Here is a 17,683-nt window from a genome sequence, read left to right as displayed (position 1 = left end):
ACACAAGCCCGAAGCGTGAGCGAGGAAGGATGCTGACAGACCTCGCCCCCCCTTTGCGCTGCTCTACGTGCGGTGGAGCGGGCGTTGATGTGGGATTTTGGCAAATGAACCAATGCAGGGTCTTGCGGCGGTTCGTCCTCGCTAACGCGTCGGGCTAGTATTGCCCCGACACAAGCCCGAAGCGTGAGCGAGGGACGGCACAAGCCCGAAGCGTGAGCGAGGAATTTCTAACAGACGGGCCGGTTTCCGCCTCGCTTACGCTTCGGGCCAATGTTCTGATACAAACCCGAGAACTGTTTCAAAAAGCCCAATCGCAATCGGAGTGTTGGCCGGCCAGCCGACAAGCATTATCACCGTGCCCGAACTCGACGATCTACCCCAGCCTATCCGCGAACCGTTGCGGCGGTTCGCCGATCGAATTCGGGAATTGGCAAAGGACAACGCACTCGCTTGGACGCTGTTCGGCGCCGTCGTCGCCGAAAAAGTTGCTGAAAAATACGCCCGCCCTCGGCACGCTATTCAAAGTGTGCTCATGCTCGAGTCGGTCGATCTCGATCTTTTGCACGCGCTGGCGGCCGAAGGGCCCCGCCATGGCCGCGCCGGATTGGCCCCACCGGTGATCATGACGCCGCGATTCGTGGAAGCCTCGCGGAGCACATTTCCGCTGGAACTAATCGAAATCCATCAGCATCATCGAGTCGTCTTCGGCAACGATCATTTCGCCGAATTGAAATTCGACGACCGCAACATCCGACTGCAATGCGAACGGGAACTCGATGTGCTGCTGATCGGCCTGCGGCAGGGCCTGCTCATCGCCCGGGGAAAGAAAAGCCGGCTGGCGCTGTTGCAGCGGAATTGGGTCCACAACCTGATGCGCACGATGCGCGGCCTGCTCTGGCTCAAAGGCCAGAAAGAGGGCCTGCCGGCCAGCCGGGTGCTGGCGGAGGTTGCTCAACTGGCGAAACTGCCGCTGAAAGGGATTCATCACGTGCTGCACGCCGGCGATTCGCCCGGTTGGGAAGCGTTCAAGCATCTTTACGCCGATGTCGAGGCACTTGAGAGTGCGGCCGATGGCTGGTAGTGCGCCGCAAATCCGCTGGCGGCAGGCCATTGCCGCGATCGTCGCACTCGCGGCGATGCTGCTCGTTTTCGTCGATCGGCTTTCCGCTGCCGAGAAGCTGATCACCGTTCAGGATACGCGCGAGTTCGTCGTCGACGATGCGCAGGTGATCGACGCCGCGACCAAACAGCATCTCGATGATCTGCTTGCCCAGCTTAAGCAGAAGACGACCGATGAGATCAAAGTGCTCACGGTCAAAACGACCGGCGAAGAGGATATTTTTCAGTTTGCCCAACGGCACGGCCAGTTATGGAAGCTCGGCACCAAGGCGAAGAGCAACGGGGCGCTGATCGTCGTCGCCGTGCAAGATCGCAAAGTCCGCATTCAAACCGGATATGGATTAGAGGGAGATCTGCCCGATTCTTGGTGCGGCACGCTGTCGCGAAAGGTGGCCGCGGATTACTTTCGCGCGGGAAAATATTCCGAGGGAATCAATGTTCTCACGCTCGCGGTGATCAAGAAAGTCGCCGATGATGCGAATATCACCATTCAGGGCCTGAGCGGTGTTCAGCCGCCGCAAGCGCAACGTAATCCGAGCATTGCGCCGCTGGTCGTCAAGATAATTATCATGCTCATGTTCGGCGTTATCGGTTGGATGTCGTTCCGCCGCGGCGGAGGATCGGGCTGGTACGGCGGATCTGGATGGGGCGGCGGCGGTTTCGGTGGCGGCTCGTTTGGCGGTAGTTCGTTCGGCGGCGGTGGCGGTTCGTTTGGCGGCGGCGGATCGTTTGGCGGCGGCGGATCGTTCGGTGGCGGCGGCGGCGGAGCGAGTTGGTAATTTTCGCTCGGCGAAGCGTTCGCACTTTTTTTAGGAAAACACGCACGAGGTTCATCCGATGAAACCGTTGCAATTGCTCGCATTCTTCTTCATCGCACTGCTGGCGATCGCCGTGCTCGGCGGCGGCTGCGTCTTCATGGGCTACAACCGCGCCATCTCCATGGATGAAGCGGTCAAAAACAATTGGTCGCAGGTCGAGAACCAGCTCCAGCGCCGCTACGACCTGATCCCCAATCTGGTCGCAACGGTGAAAGGCACCGCCGGTCAAGAGCAAGCCGTGTTTCTCGGCATCGCCAATGCCCGCAAGGCCTATTTTCAGGCCGACACCGTTGCCGACAAGGCGCGCGCTGCCACGCAAGTGGAATCGGCTCTGTCGCGATTGCTGCTGTTGCAGGAAGCCTACCCGCAATTGAAATCGAACGAAGCGTTTTTGAAGCTGCAGGATCAAATCGAAGGAACCGAAAACCGGCTGAGCGTCGAACGCGAGCGGTACAATGAATCGGTGCGGGCATTGAACACGTATGTGCGGCAATTCCCCGGCACCTTTTTCGCTCGATTGGCCGGCGTCCGCGAGGCGGAATATTTTCAGATCGACAAGGCGGCCCGCACGGCCCCGAAAGTCGATTTCTCGGCGCCTGCCGGCAGCGGCAAATAGGGCAGCCGGATTGCCGCACGTTTTTGGCGGGCGAAATCGTTGCATTCGCGCCAGGGCTATGCAAGAATGCTGGTCCTGCCTCGAATCTCCCGTCTGATTTGCGCGTTCGGCTTGAACGTGTCCTGATTGTTCCCACCCACCGGTCCTCATTTTTCGGAGTTCTCGCGATGAAAACTTGGAGTTTGATTGCGCTAATTGGTTTGACCTTCTCGATTCCACTTGCCGCCCGCGCGGATTCGGGCAATAAAGCGGCCGAGCAAAAAGCGGCCGAGCAAAAAGTAGTCGCGGATGCCACGCACCAGCGGCATATGCGCGAACTGCAAGCGGCCGCCCAGGCTGCCGACCAAGCCGCCACGGCTCAGAAACGAACTGCTGAAAGGGCCGATCAGGCTGCCGCCACGTTGAAGGCCGCGGCCACGAAGGCCGCTACGGCTGCCGCCGAAGAAAAGGCCGCCGTCGCTCATGCCGAGCAAGTCGCCAGCGCCGCGAAGACAGCGGCCGAAAAGGCAGCCAAATTGGCCGCCGAGCAGGAAGCCGCGGTCGCCAAGGCCAAAGCCGATGCCGATCGTGCCGCCCGCGCAATCGGCGATCAAGCGTCAACCCGCCATCTCGCCAAGGTTGCCGTACGAGCGGAAGCCGAGGCCGCCCGGGCTGCACAGGCCGCCTCCGAAGCCAAAGCCAGTTTCACGCGTGCCGCGGAAGCGGTCGCCCAAGCAAAGATTAATTCCGGGAAAGCGGCCAAAATCGCTGCCGCGCAGCAGGCTGCTGCGGTGAAGGCTACGGCGGATGAAAAAGCCGCCGCCGATCTCGCCGCGCAGGCCGCCGCCAAAGCCAAAGCCGAAGCGGAGCTAGCCGCTAAGCTCGAAGCCAACCAGCGGGTGCTGGCTGCGAACGCCGCGCAAGCCCAACGGCTTGCCGCCGAGGCAAAGTCGGGCGTCGATCAGATCGCACATCTGGCGGCGCAAGAGCAAGCCGCGGTCGCGGAAACTCAGCAAACGATTACTAAGAAGCAGGCTCAAGCCGACCGGGCCGCCCAAGCCGCCGCCGCCGACAAGGCCGCATTGGCGAAGGCCGAGCAAGACGCGGTTCGCGTTAAGACCGAAGCCGACAAGGCCGCGAAGCAAATCGCCGCCGAACGTCTGGCGGCCGAAAAGGCAAGCCGCGCCGCCGCCGAGTTGCGAGCCGAGGCTGATCGAGCCGCGCAAGCCGCGACCCGCGCGAAGGTCGAGGCCGAGCAAAAGGCGAAAATGGCCGCCGACGAGTTGGCCGCGGCGGACAAAGCCGCCAGAGCCGCGCTCGAGGCGAAGACCGCCGCCGACAACGCGCTCAAGGCCGCGGCCGAAAAACACGCCGCCGCCGAACAAGCCGCCCGGCCGGTGAAGGTTGGCTATGGCAAGCAATTGCTTGATTTGCTTCGCTGTTAGCATCCGCTTGCCGTGCATCGATGGTTTCCCGCCTGCTACGTTGCCCGGAGCTAGTGGCACGCATACCAACCGGGCGAGCGGCAAGTAGCCGTTCACTCGCTATGGATCGGCTGCGTGAAAATCGTGCTAATCCCAAAGGCCTCGCGATCTCTCGGTGGATCGCGAGGCCAGTGTTTTGTCCGTGAATACGAAACGCATCTCGTCAGAAAAAGAGAGCAGCCGATACGACTGCTACAGATTCTCATCGGATGAAAACCCCCTCGAAGAGCCTTTGGGGGCAGGCCTTGGCGGAATTACTTCGCCGCCGTCGCCGGCCGGGCGCCGCGCGGCGATGGACGATCGGCGAGGATTTCACCGGTGGCTAGCGCGGCCTGGCGGATTTCGAGCGGAACGTTCGCTACGCCGAATGCGGCGCTGGCGTCGGCCCGCTGCCATGCCCGCACCTCCGGCTCGACGCGGCTCAGATCGGCCTGCGGATTCACGTCGGCCAATTGACCCACGGCCCGCAGGGCATTGACGATGATCGCCGTGCGTTTTTCATCGCGTAGCTCGGCGTCTTCCTTTTCCAGCGACGGCGAGGATTCGCCGGTGTGCAGCATTTCCGATAGCTCGCCGATCGCGCGCACGTCGCCATGCCGGGCCAATCCCGTGGCCGCGTTGTAGGCGACGTCGGGATATGGGTCGTTCAATAGTTCCACCAGTCGAAGGATGGCCTTCGGTCCGCCGACGATGCCCAGCACGTATGCCGCCCGCAGTCGAATCACCGACTCCGGATCGCGCGATGCGGCCAGCAGACAGTCCACCAGCGCCGGATCCGAGAGCGGCGCGTTCGTGGTGGCCTGAACATTGGCGGCCAGCGAGCCGATGGCGTCGAGCGCCGCACGGCGGACGGGCAACTCCGCGTCGCTGCGATTGGTGCTGGCGGCCTTCAGCAGGGCCGGCAAACCGGCAGGCGTGTTGAACTGCCCCAAGGCACTGCTAAGATACACGCGGAGATTGACAGACGCTTCGTCCATATCGCCGGTGGCAATTCGCTGGTCGAGGATGTCGGCCAAGTCGCCCGCCAGAGTGGGATTGCTTTTCAACTCGTTGCGGCGGTCGTTGCGAAGCATTTCGGCTAGAATTTCCGCCTTCTGCCAGACGTCGGAAGAGTTGCGCCTGAGCGCCTCGACGTATTCTTGCGGATCGCCGCTGCCGGAATGCGCAATCCAGTTGAACATCACCCACACCAGCACGATGACGCCGACGATGATGCCGGGAATCAGGAACAACTGCACCAAGAATGCCGCGCTGGGGGGCTCGACCGGCGGCAAAGCGTCGTTCGGCGAAATCGGCTTTCGATCGGGATTGGAATCAGACATGGTCGCGGCAGGAAAAAGATGAGATCGTTACCCATTTAGTTTAGGCGAGCCCGGCAGGCCGTCAATCGCCCGGCAGCCGCAGGAGCACCAACAACACGGACTACATCACACGGGTGCAACTGCTGGCTTGCCCGGCAGTGAGAGCCGCTCGGCAACGTCACGGTGCCGAACGAGCCAGTAGTGGCACCCGCATACCGTCACGTTGATTCATGCAATTTCTCGATCTGACGCTCGACACACCGGCCGCGAATTTGGCGCTCGATGAAGCGCTATTGTTCGCAGCGGAATCGAACTCCTCGCCAGCGGTTGATTCCCCCACACTCGCCCGAAGCCTCAGCGAGACCGCGCTGCGACGCGCTCGCGAGCAAGCTGGTTCGCCTTCAATCGATGCACCGCCGCAAGCGGCCGTCGAGCCAGCCCAATCCGCCTCCGCCTCGCCGCCAGTCGGCGAAACCTTGCGGCTCTGGGAACCGCGCGAGTTTATGGTCGTGCTCGGCTCCTCGTCGCGGCTGCTCGACGAGGTGAACCTTGCCACCTGCCGGGAGCGACGCATTGAGGTGCTCCGCCGATCGAGCGGCGGCGCGGCAATCCTGGCGGGGCCCGGCTCGCTGATGTATGCGCTGGTGCTGGATCGGCGGAGCCGGCCGGAATTGAGCGGCGTTGACACGACGCACCGCTGGGTCCTTGAAACGCTGGCCTCGGCCATCGGGCAGATCGTGCCCGGCGTGGCCCGCCGCGGGATCAGCGATTTGGCCGTGCGGGAACGCAAATTCTCGGGCAACAGCCTGCGGGTGCGCCGCGATTGGCTGCTCTACCACGGCACGCTGCTGTACGGTTTTCCGTTGCGATCGCTCGACGCCTGCCTGGGCACGCCGCCGCGCCAGCCCGCCTACCGCGCCGGCCGGCGGCATTCGCATTTTGTCATCAATTTGCCGCTCGATGCCAAACGGCTGCGCGAGGCGGTTTGCTCGGCATTCGACTGCAGCGGAATGGCGACGACTTGGCCGCAAGAATTGACCGCGCGGTTGGCCGCGGAGAAGTTCGGCAATCCCGATTGGACGAATCGGCTGTGATTGGCGGGCAAGTGATCTCGATTCGCCGACCTGTGGTGCGATGGTCGAAACCGCAAGCGACCTACGACAGGCTACGGCATCGCATCGATCGGGGTGGCTGCCGTCCGCGTCCTGCCCCCTCACGCTTGCCCCCGTTCGCTTGCGGCGCCGCATCGTTGCGAACGATCGGCGTTTCGGCGGGGGCTTCGATGCCGATGCGAACGTCGTTCGGGCCGACGCGAACGATCGTCACCGCAATGTCGCCGTTGATGACAATTGTTTCGCCGGCTTTGCGCGTAAAGACAAGCATCGCGATCCCCTCCTTGATAGTGGCATGCGATCGTGCCACCAGCATAGCAATGATGCGGAGCCGGCGACAACAGATTTTGGTCCGCGGTCACTTTTTCACTTTTTGTTCGGAAGACGGCCAGCGGGCTTCAAAAGTCCGCGGGGTTGCATTTGCGCCGGGAAAATGCCCCGGCCCCGCGGAGTGTCGGGTTTGGTCCGGCGCGCCATCGCGGAAATGGGGTTGTGGCGAAGCCACGGAAAACACTATCCTCCGTCGCCATTTGCAGTCGCGCCCACCGCAGTCGCGGCCGGAAGGTTATTTTTCCTATGTCGATCCCTAGCGAAGTCGAGCCGTTTGAACTGGCGGTCGTTGCCCGCGGCGTGGCGCGAATGTCCGTCGCTGAACTGGCGGCCATGCGCAAGCAGCCGCCGGCCTGTTTCTCCGTGAAGCTAAATCCGCTGTTTCTCAAACACAGCGATGAACAGACGCTAGCGGCGCTCGCCGCCTTGTATCGAGCCCGGGCCGAGTTCGGAATGGAGGACGAAGATTTCGGCCCGTGGGCCGTGGTTTCAATCTCCCGCTTTTTGGGCCGAGCCGCCTTCGGCGTAATGCTCGACAAATTCGTTGCCGAGGGTGCGTGGGGCGTATCGGTGCAAGTGATTCCACATCGAACGGCCCATTCCGTCTCCGGCACGATCAGCTTGGGCCTCGGCATGCACGGCCCGGCAATCGGCGCCAATGGCGGCCACGAGAGCGAAAACACGGGCCTGCTCGCGCTTGCAGGCATCATGCGGCAAGCGGCGTGGCGCGGCGTTTGGCTCGTGTCGAGCAAATGGCTGCCCGAGGCCGGCTTCGATCGCAAAGGGCAAGCCGGGCCGGATTCGGTGTGCGTGGCCTCGGCGCTCGCGCTGGTGCATGCCGGCCATCCGCGTCCATGGGGGTATCTGCGATTCGAACCCGCCGAACGTTTCGATGCGAATTCGAACAACCGTGTGGAGGCCGACCGCGACGCCGGTCTGTTGGAATACATCTTCGAAGAAGAGCGTCGCGAGCCGCCGCACCGCGTATGGCGGCGGTCGCTCGCAAACGGATTGCGAATCGAACTCGGCCTGTCCGCTTGTGAAAGAACGCGGACTGGCTCCGTAGCTGGTCGAAAAAGCCCTGAAAAAGACGGTTTCCGTGAGGTGCCGGTGCCTATTCTTTCACATCCTCCGACCGATGCGGCCGGAGTCTCCTCATGAGCGACAACCCCATCTGGATTACCGGCCTTGGCATACTCACGTCGCTGGGAAACAATTTCGCCGATTTCTCGGCCAATTTGCTGGCGGGCAAAAACGGCATTCGACCGGTGACCGGTTTCGACGTCTCGCAGCATCCCTGCCAGATCGGCGGCCAGGTGGATATGCCGCCATGCCCGGCGGAATTCGATGCGGCCGTCTACGATTCGATGCTGCCGCTTGAAAAAACGGTCGTCTTCTGCTGTATCAATGCTCTCCGCGACGCCGGGCTTTGGCAGGAGCGGGGCAAGCTGCGAATCGGGTTGCTGCTCGGCGCCGGCGGCGAATGGCTGCTGCATTGGGACTTCGATATCCGCCGGGGCAACTTCGCGGTCTTCGATTCCAGCGTCGTCGAGAAATCGGCGGCTGAAAAGGCGTTCGAGCTATTGCAATTGAGCGGACCGCAATTATCCGTGGCCGCCGCGTGTGCCAGTGGAAACCATGCGTTTGCACAGGCCCTCACTTGGCTGCAAATGGGTTGGGTCGATGTTTGCATCGCGGGGGCCGCCGACATCGGTATCACGGCCCTTTCCCTTGCGGCGTTCGGAAACCTGCGGGCTCTCTCTCGCCGCAACGACACTCCGGCGACCGCATTGCGACCGTTCGATCGCGACCGCGACGGTATGGTGCTGGGCGAGGGAGGATGTCTGTTCGTGTTGGAGCGGGCCGAGCAGGCCCGCCGCCGCTCGCGAGAGCCGTATGCTGAATTGGCCGGCGTTGGAACCACGAGCGATGCATATCATCTGGTTACTCCGAGCCCCGATCCGAGCCAGGCAATCGCCGCGATCCGCCAAGGGCTCGCAGCCGCGAAGCTGAATCCGGAAGACGTGGATTACGTCAACGCCCATGCAACCGGCACCCAAGTGGGCGACACGATCGAAGCGAAAATGCTGCAAGCAGTATTCGGCGCCCATTGCCGACGCATTCCCGTCAGTTCCACCAAAAGCATGACCGGGCATCTACTGAGCGCCGCAGCGGCCGTCGAAGCCACCGCCTGCCTGACGGCGATGAAATACGGCGCGATTCCGCCGACCTTGAACCTCGATCATCCCGATCCCGAATGCGATTTGTGCCACGTGGCCAACGTGCCGCGCGAAGCGCGGGTGCGCGTGGCGATTTCGAATTCATTCGGTTTCGGCGGGCACAACACATCGCTCGTGCTAAAGGCGGCCTAGACGACGCGAGCGAGACACGTAACCTCGGATGCACGAGGCAAACCTGCAGAGCGCAAGCAACGTAGCAGGCACACTCCGCGTGCCGTCTGCGCTCCGCGTTGCGCCCGACACTAGCCCGAAGCGTTAGCGAGGGGGAACCCGCGTCGGCGGCGCGTCCTCGCTAACGCTTCGGGCTAGTGTGCTCAGACGGCACACGGAGTGTGCCTGCTACGATGACAATCGAAACGGAGTTCGTCGGATGCCCGCGATCCAAACACAGCGATCACCGCTGCCTATCACCGCATGGATGCTAACGGCCGCGCTCCTGCTCGCGCGGCTGCTCCCGGCCGCGCTACAACCGGGCATGTTCTTCGACGGAGTGATCCATGCCACGATCGCCCGCAATATGGCGATCGGCGACGGCGATTTCTGGCATCCGGTATTGTTCGGTCCCGGCTGCGATTACCACGAGCAACCGACACTCGCGTTTTGGCTCGAGTCGCTTCTGTTTCGAGTGTTCGGCGACCATTTCTGGGTCGAAAAACTTTATTCGACAATCCTGGCCGTCGCGACGGCAGCCGTCATCGCGGCGATCTGGCGGTTGCTGTTGCGCGATCGACCGGCGCTGCGCGATTGCAGTTGGCTGCCGGTCGCGCTTTGGGCATGTTTGCCAGGCTGGGCGTGGATGTACGACAGCAATATGCTGGAAAATACGCTCGGGCTGTTCGCGCTCGGCAGCGTGTATGCGTCGCTACGGGCCGCGATTTCGCCGCGGGCTTGGCTCGCGTGGACCGCCGCGGCCGCGATCTGTTTGGCTGGAGCCGTCCTCGCGAAGGGACCGGTTGGGATGTATCCATTGATCACGCCGCTGGTGATCCCGCTCGCGATCCGTGGCGCAGACAAGCAGCGAATGGTTTTGGTGGCTGAAGGGTTGGTGCTGATTTTCCTGCTCTCGATTGGGTTGCTGCTGATGCAACGCGGTGCCCACGAATACCTGGTTACCTATCTTCACGATCAAGTCGTCTCCAGCCTCACGGGCCAACGCGAAATCGTTCATTCGCGGCTCGGCCGGCTCGACATTCTATGGCGAATGCTCGGCCAACTGCTCGTCCCGGCGCTGGCTGCGGCCGGGTTGATTGCTTGGGCCGGAGTGCGGCGCCGGGGAAGCGTCGGCAGCGTCGTGGCGAGCGGTGATGCCGGCGAAATCGCTACGCCGAAAGCCGAATCGCTGTTCTGCCTTTTCACCGCGTTCAGCGCATCGCTGCCGATTGCGATCAGCCCGAAGCAATCGGGGCACTATGCATTTCCATCGTATTCACTGTATGCGTTGGCATTTGCCATGTGGTGCGCCCCGGCAGTGCTCGAATTGTTCGGAGCCGCGGCGATTCGTGGCGAAAGTCGGATGCGGCTTGCTCGGGGGCATCGATTGCCGCGCGGTTTCGCGGTTGCGGGCTCGGCATGTGTGCTGATCTGCACATGCTTCCTGGCCGGCCGGCCGCATCGCGATAAGGATGTTTATCACGACACGCTTGTCGTCGGCCGGTTGGTGCCGCGGCAGAGCACGATCGGAATTACCGCCGACCTGGGCGAAGATTATCCGATTCAAGTGTACCTGGCCCGGTGCGACGCGATCGCTCCCCAACATGGCTTGAGCACAGGCGGTCGAAACGCGTCGTCGCCACAATACTGTCTTGCGGCCCTCGGCGCCGAGTCGCCGCCGGGCTACAGGCCGGTGGCCGCCGATTTGCTCCGCTATCGTCTCTTCGAGCGTTTAACCAGCGCGGCTGACCGCGTCGGCCTAGGCGATCATCTCTCGCGGCGATAGTCCGCACTGGCCGCCTGAGCGCGACTTCTGGATCAAAAGCTGGTGGATTGCTGCCGGCGGGCTTGCTTTTCTTGCCCTGAATCGCCGAAGGGCTTGCAAAATGCCCACAGCGGCGCGATATTTGCTTCAGCTAGACTCGTTGCGGAATGTCGCTGTTTTCATCGGGCGATGAATCAAATTGAAGGAGCCCGTTATGCGTTACAAATCACTTGCATTTTGTTTCGGGTTGGCGGTCGCGATTGCGGCGACCGATCTTTTTGGTGCGGGAACGGCTGCCGTTGGCCACGGCACGGGGGTTCCATCCACCGGCACCCAAAACGGGTTCGGACGCACCGGGAGCACGCCGCCCAATTATAATTCGACTACCGCTCCGGCCACGGGAACGAGCAGTCCCACCGCCACGGGCTCACAGACAATCAGTGGCCCGACCAACACCGGCCCATCGGTCAATACGGGTTCCACGCCTGGCCTGGGCAGTGTGAACGACCAAAACAATCCCTATCCCATGACCACCCCAGAAGGGGCCGGAGTCGTCCCCGGACCAAACGCAGCTCCGGGCAATGCCGCCGCCCAAGCCGGTGCAAACAATGCGACCACCAGCGGGGCGTCGGGCGCCGCCTCAGCAGCCTCCACGGCGCCGAACGTCGCGGCACAGGCAGGCAACACCGCCGTTCGCCGCCAAATCCGCTACTTCCAAGGCCATTGGTGGTATCCGATGGTTGGCGGCAATTGGGTCTACTGGGATAACGTGAATTCCAGTTGGGTATTCTTCCCGGCTACCAACACCGCCCTGGCGAACAACACTGCACCGTCGGGCCGGCACGCAAGTGGCTATCGCGGCCTCGACGGCGCCAATCAAGCCGAGATCGCCTCTCCGCCTTCGCAGCCGACCACCGGCGCTTGGTTTTGGCACAATGGCGAATGGCTCTGGTTCAACGGCCGCACCTTCGTGAAATGACGAATGCCGAACGACGAACGACGAATGTCGAAGGAACGACGAAGCACGAATGACGAAAGAGCCTCCCCGACAGTTTTTCGGCGTCTGGAGGCGGCTTTGGTTTCGTCCTTCGAGGTTCGCCATTCGTCATTCTTTAGTCATTAGCCGTTCGCCATGAGGCATTAGTCAGTCGTCATTTCGCCGCGCCGATTTGCGATTGCAATCGCTTTCCGGATTGCTACACTGGTTCTTTGATGTAAACCGTTGGCGGCACGTAAGGTAGGGACGATTCAGACATGGTAATGACGCAAGAGCGGAAGCAGGCGCTGATCGGCGATTTTCGGCGCAAAGAAGGGGACACCGGCTCTCCTGAAATTCAGATCGCCATTTTGACGGCTCGGGTGGCCGAGCTGACCGAGCATCTGCAAACGCACAAGAAGGACTATGCGAGCCGGCGGGGCCTGCTGATGATGGTGAGCCGTCGCCGCCGCTTGCTCGACTACCTCAAGCGCGTCGATCCGCAGCGGTATTTGGACATTATCCGCCGGCTCGACATCCGTAAGTAGGTTCCGTCGCCCGGCAACTCGGAGGCGCCGGCGTCTGGAAAGACTTTGAGGCTGCGGCACGGCGACCTCAGCCACGCGCGATTTCGAGCGCGAATTCTGCCTGCGAGCCGTAGCGGAACGCTCGCCGAGGGGGCACGCGAGCGATACGATACAAGCAGAAAATTAAGCCGTGAAATTCTCGAGAGCGAAACATCCATAATGGCCTTTGTAATGTAGGAATGAAAACTTGAAAGTACGTGTTGAAAAACTAATTGGCGCCAGTCTCTTTTCGATTGAAACCGGCCTGTTGGCGAAGCAAGCCGCCGGAAGTTGTTTGGTGCAATACGGCGACACGATCGTGATTACCGCCGTGACCACTGGCCCGCCGCGATCCGTCGGGGCCGATTTCTTCCCTTTGACCTGCGACTACCGCGAGCGAACCGCCGCGGCAGGCAAATTCCCCGGCGGATTCCTGAAGCGGGAAAGCCGGCCGACGATGAAAGAAACCCTCACCTCCCGGCTCATGGACCGGCCCATTCGGCCCCTCTTTCCCGCCGGATTCGTTGACGAGGTGCAAATCCAGAGCTTTGTGCTCTCGAGCGATCGGCAAAACGACGGCGATGTGCTGGCGATGAACGGCGCCGCGGCCGGCCTAGGCTTGTCGCCCCTTCCGTTCCAAGGACCCATCGGCTCCGTTCGGCTTGGCCACATCAATGGCCAGTTCGTTCCCTTCCCCACGCAAGACGATCTAGAAGAGAGCGATCTCGATCTGATCGTCTCCGGTAGCAAGGATTCGATCCTGATGATCGAAGGTTTTGCCCGCGAAATGCGCGAAGACCGGATGGCCGAGGCGATCATCGAAGCGCACCGCATCATTCGCGAAATCTGCGACTTGCAGTTGGAGCTGTTTGCAAAGGTGAACGTGCAAAAAACGCCCTACACCCCGGCGCCGCCGGACGGCTTGTACGACCAGTTGATGGGCCGCTATCAGGAGCAATTCCGCACGGCGAAGGGCACCGAAGGAAAGCAGGCACGGGCCGCGACCGTCAAGTCGCTCAAGAAGCAGGTGTTTGCCGAGATGATTCCCGACCCGGCCGCCTCGGGCGCGATTTCCGCCGCGGCGCTCGATAGCGCGTGGCACCATTTCGAAGAGCACATGGTGCGCGAGTCGATTCTCGGTGGAACTCGTCCTGACGGCCGGAACTACAAGACCCTGCGGGCGATCGAGTGCCACGTCGATGTTTTGCCGCGCGTGCATGGCTCGGCCATTTTTCAACGCGGCGAGACGCAGGCCCTCATCACCGTCACGCTCGGCACGTCGCGCGACGAGCAGCGTGTCGATGGCCTGATCGAAGAATACTCGAAAAAGTTCATGCTCGACTACTATTTCCCGCCGTTTTCGGTGGGTGAAACCAAGCCAATCCGCGGCCCCGGACGCCGTGAAATCGGCCACGGCGCCCTGGCCGAACGGAGCATCAAGCCCGTGTTGCCGGACGCCGAGGAATTTCCTTACACGATCCGCGTGATTTCCGACATCCTCGAGTCGAACGGTTCCAGCTCGATGGCTTCGGTGTGCGGAGCGACGCTAGGCCTGATGGCCGCGGGCGTGAAGATCACCAACCCCGTGGCCGGGATTTCGGTCGGGCTGGTGAAAGAGTCGAATTCCCGCTGGGTGCTGCTGACCGACATCATCGGCGACGAAGATCATTTCGGCGACATGGATTTCAAAGTCGCCGGCACCCAGAACGGCATCACCGGCATTCAGTTGGACCTGAAAATTGATGGCATCAGCGAAGAGATCATCCGCGCCACGCTCGCTCAATCCCGCGAAGCTCGGATCGAAATCCTCCGTAAGATGCTCACCGCGATTCCCCGCCCGCGGGCCGAAATCTCGCCCTGGGCGCCGCGATTGCTCCGCACGAAGATCGATCCGGAAAAGATCGGCGCGCTCATCGGCCCGGGCGGCAAGATGATCCGCGCGATCCAGGAATCGACCGGCGCCGTGATCGAAGTCGAAGACGACGGCACTGTGACGATCGCCAGCAACGATGCCGAAGGGGCGCAGCAGGCGATGAACAAAGTGGAAGCGATCACCGCTTCGGTGCAGGTCGGCCGGGTGTACGAAGGCCGAGTGACAAGCGTCAAGGATTTCGGGGCGTTCATCGAAATCATTCCCGGCAAAGACGGCTTGTGCCATATCAGCGAACTGTCGGACGAATATGTCCGTAGCGTCGGCGATGTGTGCAAAGTCGGCGACACGATGCAGGTGAAAGTGATCGCGGTCGACGATCAAGACCGCGTGAAGCTCAGCCGCAAGGCGGCGCTGCGGGAAATGGCTGCGGCCGGCGCAGGCGCAGGAGCCGGCGGTGGAACTCCCGCTCCAGCTGCCGGCGGCTTCGGCGGCGGCAACGATCGCAATTGAGGAAAGGCTACAGGCTTGAGGCTACAGGCTTGAGGATTTCGTGCGGTCGCCGATCATCCATCCAAACCCAGGGACACCCATCCCTGGGTTTTTTGTTGCCCTGCTGTCCCCCTATCCCCTCACCCTATCCCCTCACCCTATGCCGGACGATGCCGAGCGCAAAGCCGCCGACATGTATGCGGAGCTGACCGCGCTCGCCGGCGGGTTGGCCCATGAAATTCGCAACCCGCTCTCGACGATCCGCCTCAACATGGAGCTCCTGGCCGAGGACTTGGCCAATCCGCAAACGCTCCGCGAGCGCCGCGCTCTGGCGAAGATCGAACGGGTGGAAAAGGAATGCCAGCGGCTTGAGGATCTGCTCAACGATTTCTTGAACTTCGTCCGCCCGCAAAACTATCAGCTCGAGCCGGCCGATCTGAATGCGGAAGTGGTGCGGGTGCTCGATTTTTTCCGCCCCAAGGCTGAGGAGCAAGGGATCGAAGTCGTGCGGTATCTGGATCCCGATCTGCCGATGGTGCTGCTGGATCGCGAGCCATTTCAAGCGGCACTGTTGAATCTCGTGCTCAACGCACAGCAGGCCATGAAAGAGGGCGGGCAACTGACCGTGCGCACGCGGTCGTTTCCCGGCGGCATCGCACTGGAACTGATCGACACCGGTTGCGGCATCGACGCCGACTCGATGCCGCACATCTTCGAAACGTTTTTCTCGACGAAGCCCGGCGGCTCCGGCCTCGGCCTGCCGCGAGTGCGCAACATCGTCGAAGCGCATCACGGCCGCATCGACGTGGAGAGCGAACCCGGCCGCGGTACCCGCTTCACGATCCTGCTGCCAGTGCCTGCCCGCCTCGGCGCCCCGTCGCCCGTGCTCGGCATTCCTTCGTAGATCCGACTGAAAAACTGCGGGAATGCAACAGCCCGTTGTATATGCGTGACTCCAACTTTGATCGTACGTGCTGCCCGCCCGCACGCTAAAGTGTGAACTCCAACATGCAGCGAAACGGGGTCAAGCAGCGAAGCGGGGTCAGCACAGTGGTGAAGGCCTCGCCGCTGCTAACGATGGCCGGCGACTGGCGTCGGTTGCTTTGCAGCGCGGTGGGCGACGAGGAATGGAAACGTTTGCGCCAGCGTGAGCGAACCGGTCGCCCTTTGGGCGACGACGAATTCTTGGTTCGATTGGAGCAGCGTCTCGGTCGCTTTCTACGCCGCCAAAAACCCGGCCGCAAAGACAAACAAGCCGGTCAAACCATCCGGAATTAAGTATGGTGTCCCCAGAATTCCCTGCAGAATTCCCTGGTGTCCCCAGAATTCCCCCTCTGAGTCGGAACGTCAACTCGCCGGGCGCCACTGGCCGACTGCGCTGGCCAGTGCAACACGTGCCGGCCAGTGCAACACGTGCCGGCCAGTGCCACAGACGCTGGCCAGTGCCACACGCGCCAGCTAGTGCCACACCCGCCAGCGTGGCTCTGCCAGTGCAGGAATGATCGACGATTTTGGGCACTGGCAGAGGCAGCGGCACACAAGCGATCACCCGTAGACAACACTTTGACACGCTAGCCCGAAACCTTTGCGCGGACAGGATAGCAGCGATTGCCATCGTGCTAACGCGGCAGGCCGCTGTCCTGTTTGATCACGCTGATCGCGCCGCTGCGTTCGACATACGCGCGCTTTACGCGCTGGATGTCTTCGATGCCGTGCAGGCGCAGCTCTTCCAGCAGATCGTTCTCGGAAAAATGCGCGAGCCGCATGTTCTTGCGGTCCAGGTTTCCATCTTCGACGATCAGCCGGGCCTTGCCTTTCACGAATAGTCCGAAGCCCGACGAGCGGTAGGAGAGAAAGGTGATCAGCCAATACATGGCCACGAGCACGATGGCCCCGACGGCGCTGGCGGAAAGGGCCGTGGTGCCCGTGATGGCGGGGCTGAGCAATGGCCCGAGCATGAATCCCAGCAGGATATCGAGCAGCGTGATCCGTCCGATGCCGCGCCCTTTGCCGATGCGCACCGCCGCCAGGCCGATGATGTAGGCGAGCATCGCTCGCGCTGCAACTTGATAGATCTCCAGCGAATGGTGCGGCTTGTCTTCGCCGAAAACCAGTGTGAGCACATGCACGATCGGGCTGCCGAAATCCGCGAACACCATAGCACGAAGCTCCGCATCGAATCCGCAACGACCTTATCGGCCGTGGTTCTTGATCGCGCGCTCGAGCAGCTTTCGGGCCTGCTTCGGCCCGCGCCCGCCGAGCAACTTGTACACTTTGCCGCGCATCTCATTGTAGGAAGCAAAGAAGTGTTCGAGCTCTTCGAGCAAGTTGGAGTTGATGTCGTCGAGCGAGCGAACATCACGATAATCGTGGGCGTCCGTGGCGACGGCGATTAGTCGATCGTTGCGAATCTTCTTTTTCCCTTCGATTTGCTCGGCTTCGATCACGCCGATCAATCGCGCGCAAACCAAACAGCCTGGGAATGCCGATTCGTCCATCAGCAGCAGAACGTCGATTGGATCGCCATCGGCAGCTTTGGTGCCGGGCACGAAGCCGAAATCGTAGGGAAACGTGGCTCCAGCCGGCAACACACTCCCGAGGCGAAAGCAATGAAGTTCATCGTCGTATTTGAATTTGTTCCGATTGCCGCGCGGCGTTTCGATGACCACATTGATGAATTTGCACTTCGCATCGACGTAGGGCGCCAGTTTGCATTCGCCGTTGACGGATTGTTTCGCGACCTTCTTTGGCATATTTGGGCACTCTCCGCTTGAAAAGCAATCAGAACCGGTATCCCTAGTATCAGCAAACTTAATGCCGTCCGGCGCTGGAATCGGCCACAGAAGGGGTCGATTCGGCGTATGC

Annotated in this window: 16 protein-coding genes; 12 read left to right on the top strand and 4 right to left on the bottom strand. The window is 61.7% G+C overall.

Annotation, left to right across the window (positions count from 1 at the left end; translation table 11 throughout):
* Nucleotides 1-355: 355 nt before the first annotated feature.
* The 4 genes from VHX65_16595 to VHX65_16580 all read left to right on the top strand — a co-directional run bounded on the left by VHX65_16595 (nucleotide 356) and on the right by VHX65_16580 (nucleotide 3,977).
* Nucleotides 356-1,081 (top strand): hypothetical protein, encoded by a 726-nt coding sequence (locus tag VHX65_16595; protein ID HEX4000175.1) that lies wholly within the window; start codon nucleotides 356-358, stop codon nucleotides 1,079-1,081.
* Nucleotides 1,071-1,898, top strand: coding sequence for a TPM domain-containing protein (locus VHX65_16590; protein HEX4000174.1), 828 nt, complete (start codon nucleotides 1,071-1,073; stop codon nucleotides 1,896-1,898). The genes VHX65_16595 and VHX65_16590 overlap by 11 nt, the downstream gene beginning before the upstream one ends.
* Nucleotides 1,899-1,956: 58 nt before the next feature.
* Complete coding sequence (locus VHX65_16585; GenBank protein HEX4000173.1) at nucleotides 1,957-2,553, top strand: LemA family protein; 597 nt, start codon at nucleotides 1,957-1,959, stop codon at nucleotides 2,551-2,553.
* A gap of 167 nt (nucleotides 2,554-2,720) precedes the next feature.
* Nucleotides 2,721-3,977 (top strand): hypothetical protein, encoded by a 1,257-nt coding sequence (locus VHX65_16580; GenBank protein HEX4000172.1) that lies wholly within the window; start codon nucleotides 2,721-2,723, stop codon nucleotides 3,975-3,977.
* A 293-nt stretch (nucleotides 3,978-4,270) separates the two neighbouring features.
* Here VHX65_16580 and VHX65_16575 read toward each other — a convergent pair whose 3' ends face one another.
* Nucleotides 4,271-5,338, bottom strand: coding sequence for a HEAT repeat domain-containing protein (locus VHX65_16575; GenBank protein HEX4000171.1), 1,068 nt, complete (start codon nucleotides 5,336-5,338; stop codon nucleotides 4,271-4,273).
* A 209-nt stretch (nucleotides 5,339-5,547) separates the two neighbouring features.
* On the opposite strand from VHX65_16575, the gene VHX65_16570 reads away from it, so the two are divergent.
* Nucleotides 5,548-6,411, top strand: coding sequence for a hypothetical protein (locus VHX65_16570; GenBank protein ID HEX4000170.1), 864 nt, complete (start codon nucleotides 5,548-5,550; stop codon nucleotides 6,409-6,411).
* Nucleotides 6,412-6,472: 61 nt separating this feature from the next.
* Here the strand turns inward: VHX65_16570 and VHX65_16565 are convergent, their stop codons facing one another.
* A complete protein-coding gene (locus VHX65_16565; GenBank protein ID HEX4000169.1) occupies nucleotides 6,473-6,700 on the bottom strand; it encodes a carbon storage regulator in 228 nt (75 codons plus the stop codon).
* A gap of 305 nt (nucleotides 6,701-7,005) precedes the next feature.
* Here VHX65_16565 and VHX65_16560 point away from each other — a divergent pair, with 305 nt between their 5' ends.
* The 7 genes from VHX65_16560 to VHX65_16530 all read left to right on the top strand — a co-directional run bounded on the left by VHX65_16560 (nucleotide 7,006) and on the right by VHX65_16530 (nucleotide 15,722).
* Nucleotides 7,006-7,920 (top strand): hypothetical protein, encoded by a 915-nt coding sequence (locus VHX65_16560; GenBank protein HEX4000168.1) that lies wholly within the window; start codon nucleotides 7,006-7,008, stop codon nucleotides 7,918-7,920.
* Nucleotides 7,917-9,131 carry a beta-ketoacyl-[acyl-carrier-protein] synthase family protein gene (locus VHX65_16555; GenBank protein ID HEX4000167.1) on the top strand — a complete coding sequence of 405 codons (1,215 nt, stop codon included), beginning with the start codon at nucleotides 7,917-7,919 and terminating at the stop codon, nucleotides 9,129-9,131. The genes VHX65_16560 and VHX65_16555 overlap by 4 nt, the downstream gene beginning before the upstream one ends.
* Before the next feature lie 238 nt (nucleotides 9,132-9,369).
* On the top strand, nucleotides 9,370-10,935 hold the full coding sequence (locus VHX65_16550) for a glycosyltransferase family 39 protein (GenBank protein ID HEX4000166.1): 1,566 nt from the start codon (nucleotides 9,370-9,372) through the stop codon (nucleotides 10,933-10,935).
* Between the two features lie 505 nt (nucleotides 10,936-11,440).
* Entirely contained in the window at nucleotides 11,441-11,893 is a 453-nt protein-coding gene (locus VHX65_16545; GenBank protein ID HEX4000165.1) for a hypothetical protein, read from the top strand.
* Between the two features lie 275 nt (nucleotides 11,894-12,168).
* Nucleotides 12,169-12,438 (top strand): 30S ribosomal protein S15, encoded by a 270-nt coding sequence (rpsO, locus tag VHX65_16540; GenBank protein ID HEX4000164.1) that lies wholly within the window; start codon nucleotides 12,169-12,171, stop codon nucleotides 12,436-12,438.
* 226 nt (nucleotides 12,439-12,664) lie between these two features.
* Complete coding sequence (locus VHX65_16535; protein ID HEX4000163.1) at nucleotides 12,665-14,839, top strand: polyribonucleotide nucleotidyltransferase; 2,175 nt, start codon at nucleotides 12,665-12,667, stop codon at nucleotides 14,837-14,839.
* Nucleotides 14,840-14,978: 139 nt separating this feature from the next.
* Nucleotides 14,979-15,722: an ATP-binding protein gene (locus VHX65_16530; protein HEX4000162.1), complete on the top strand. Its 744-nt coding sequence runs from the start codon at nucleotides 14,979-14,981 to the stop codon at nucleotides 15,720-15,722.
* A 715-nt stretch (nucleotides 15,723-16,437) separates the two neighbouring features.
* Here VHX65_16530 and VHX65_16525 read toward each other — a convergent pair.
* Together VHX65_16525 and VHX65_16520 are read right to left on the bottom strand one after the other, a co-directional pair.
* On the bottom strand, nucleotides 16,438-16,977 hold the full coding sequence (locus VHX65_16525) for a YetF domain-containing protein (protein ID HEX4000161.1): 540 nt from the start codon (nucleotides 16,975-16,977) through the stop codon (nucleotides 16,438-16,440).
* 33 nt (nucleotides 16,978-17,010) lie between these two features.
* Nucleotides 17,011-17,571: an inorganic diphosphatase gene (locus tag VHX65_16520; protein HEX4000160.1), complete on the bottom strand. Its 561-nt coding sequence runs from the start codon at nucleotides 17,569-17,571 to the stop codon at nucleotides 17,011-17,013.
* Between the last annotated feature and the right edge of the window lie 112 nt (nucleotides 17,572-17,683).

The organism is Pirellulales bacterium (assembly GCA_036267355.1).
Lineage (GTDB): Bacteria > Planctomycetota > Planctomycetia > Pirellulales > DATAWG01 > DATAWG01.
This window is presented reverse-complemented; position numbering and strand designations above follow the sequence as displayed.

Bases quoted from the DNA above. Each gene is read 5' to 3' on its own strand.
- VHX65_16570 (HEX4000170.1), top strand. From the start codon at position 5,548: ATGCAATTTCTCGATCTGACGCTCGACACACCGGCCGCGAATTTGGCG.
- VHX65_16565 (HEX4000169.1), bottom strand. From the start codon at position 6,700: ATGCTTGTCTTTACGCGCAAAGCCGGCGAAACAATTGTCATCAACGGC.
- rpsO (HEX4000164.1), top strand. From the start codon at position 12,169: ATGGTAATGACGCAAGAGCGGAAGCAGGCGCTGATCGGCGATTTTCGG.
- VHX65_16520 (HEX4000160.1), bottom strand. From the start codon at position 17,571: ATGCCAAAGAAGGTCGCGAAACAATCCGTCAACGGCGAATGCAAACTG.
- VHX65_16560 (HEX4000168.1), top strand. From the start codon at position 7,006: ATGTCGATCCCTAGCGAAGTCGAGCCGTTTGAACTGGCGGTCGTTGCC.
- VHX65_16530 (HEX4000162.1), top strand. From the start codon at position 14,979: ATGCCGGACGATGCCGAGCGCAAAGCCGCCGACATGTATGCGGAGCTG.
- VHX65_16575 (HEX4000171.1), bottom strand. From the start codon at position 5,338: ATGTCTGATTCCAATCCCGATCGAAAGCCGATTTCGCCGAACGACGCT.
- VHX65_16590 (HEX4000174.1), top strand. From the start codon at position 1,071: ATGGCTGGTAGTGCGCCGCAAATCCGCTGGCGGCAGGCCATTGCCGCG.
- VHX65_16525 (HEX4000161.1), bottom strand. From the start codon at position 16,977: ATGGTGTTCGCGGATTTCGGCAGCCCGATCGTGCATGTGCTCACACTG.
- VHX65_16580 (HEX4000172.1), top strand. From the start codon at position 2,721: ATGAAAACTTGGAGTTTGATTGCGCTAATTGGTTTGACCTTCTCGATT.
- VHX65_16550 (HEX4000166.1), top strand. From the start codon at position 9,370: ATGCCCGCGATCCAAACACAGCGATCACCGCTGCCTATCACCGCATGG.
- VHX65_16585 (HEX4000173.1), top strand. From the start codon at position 1,957: ATGAAACCGTTGCAATTGCTCGCATTCTTCTTCATCGCACTGCTGGCG.
- VHX65_16545 (HEX4000165.1), top strand. From the start codon at position 11,441: ATGACCACCCCAGAAGGGGCCGGAGTCGTCCCCGGACCAAACGCAGCT.
- VHX65_16555 (HEX4000167.1), top strand. From the start codon at position 7,917: ATGAGCGACAACCCCATCTGGATTACCGGCCTTGGCATACTCACGTCG.